This window comes from Streptomyces sp. 13-12-16 (genome assembly GCF_002114215.1).
Lineage (GTDB): Bacteria > Actinomycetota > Actinomycetes > Streptomycetales > Streptomycetaceae > Streptomyces.
On record NZ_NCTE01000395.1, the window covers coordinates 1 to 1,457 of the forward strand.

The 1,457-nt window shown below is 76.1% G+C and carries 1 protein-coding gene and 1 pseudogene; both read right to left on the reverse strand.

Annotated features, from left to right (window positions below; genetic code table 11):
- Positions 1-242 (reverse strand): annotated as a pseudogene (locus B7767_RS16240) (hypothetical protein); the annotation flags it as partial.
- Positions 239-1,444, reverse strand: a complete 1,206-nt coding sequence (locus B7767_RS16245) for a TadA family conjugal transfer-associated ATPase (RefSeq protein ID WP_085572817.1) — start codon at positions 1,442-1,444, stop codon at positions 239-241. The pseudogene B7767_RS16240 and the gene B7767_RS16245, both read right to left, overlap by 4 nt.
- Between the last annotated feature and the right edge of the window lie 13 nt (positions 1,445-1,457).

Consider the following 1,457-nt stretch of genomic DNA (forward strand, 5'->3'; position numbering starts at 1 on the left):
CCCAGCACCGCCAGCACCAGGCCGGCGGCCAACGACCACCACTCGGCCCGCAGCCGCCCGCGCGTCCGCCCCCACGCACGGGTCATCCGGAGCCACCCCGGTGGTCCGCTGCCCACCGCGCCTCCACCGGCCGACAGCAACCGCGCCCGCCTGGCCCCGGCATGCCCGCCGCCCAGCAGCCAGGCCGCGGTCCCCAGGCACGCCACGGCCGCACCCGTCGACACCTCGGTCGTCCCGTTCATCCTCCGATCCCCTCGTCCGGTCCTCCGGTGTCCGCGTTCCGGAGCAGCTCCCGCAGGCGCTGCCATCCCCGCTCCCGGGTGAAGGCCTGCGGGCCCCACCGCAGCGCCGGCACCGTCCGCACCAGCCCCGACGGGTCCCGTTCCAGCACGTGCACCTCCGCGATCCGCCGCCGCCCGCTCCGGTCGCGTACGAGGTGCAGCACCACCGAGAGGGCGGCCGCCGCCTGACTGTGCAGGGCGAACCGGTCGAGTCCGGCGGCCGTGCCGAGCGCCTCCAGCCGGGCCGGTACGTCGGTGGCGGCGTTGGCATGGACCGTTCCCGAGCCGTCGTGGCCCGTGTTGAGGGCGGCCAGCAGATGGACCACCTCCGGGCCGCGCACCTCACCGACGACCAGCCGGTCCGGGCGCATCCGCAGCGCCTGCCGCACCAGGTCCTCGAGGGTGACCAGGCCCGCGCCCTCCTGGTTGGCGGGTCTGGTCTCCAGGCGCACGACGTGCGGGTGGTCGGGCCGCAGTTCCGCCGAGTCCTCGGCCAGGACGATGCGCTCGTCCGGCCCGACCAGTCCCAGCAGCGCACTCAGCAAGGTCGTCTTGCCGCTGCCGGTCCCCCCACTGACGAGGAACGACAGCCGCGCGTCCAGCAGTGCCCGAAGCACGCGGTCCCCGCCCGGCGGGACCGTCCCGGCCGCCACGAGTTCGTCGAGGGTGAAGGCGCGGGGTCGTACGACCCGTAGCGACAGGCAGGTGCCGCCGACGGCCACCGGGGGCAGCACCGCGTGCAGTCTGGTCCCGTCGGGCAGCCGCGCGTCGACCCAGGGCCGGGCGTCGTCCAGGCGCCGGCCGGCCACGGCGGCGAGCCGTTGGGCGAGGCGCCGGACGGCCGTCTCGTCGGGAAAGGCCACCTCGGTCAGTTCCAGTCCACCGCCCCGGTCCACCCAGACCCGGTCCGGCGCCGACACCAGCACGTCGGTCACCGAGGGCTCGGACAGGAGCCGTTCCAGCGGTCCGCTGCCGACCAGCTCGGACCGCAACTGCTCGGCCGCTCCGAGCACCTCGGCGTCACCGAGCACCCGTCCTTGGTCCCGCAGCGCCTGCGCCACCCGCGCGGGTGTCGGTTCGGCCCCGCTCTCGGCCAGCCACCGCCGCACCCCGTCGAGCAGGCCGGGAGGCATGACCGCTCCGCTCGTCACCGGCCTCCTCATGCCGCCCTCGCCT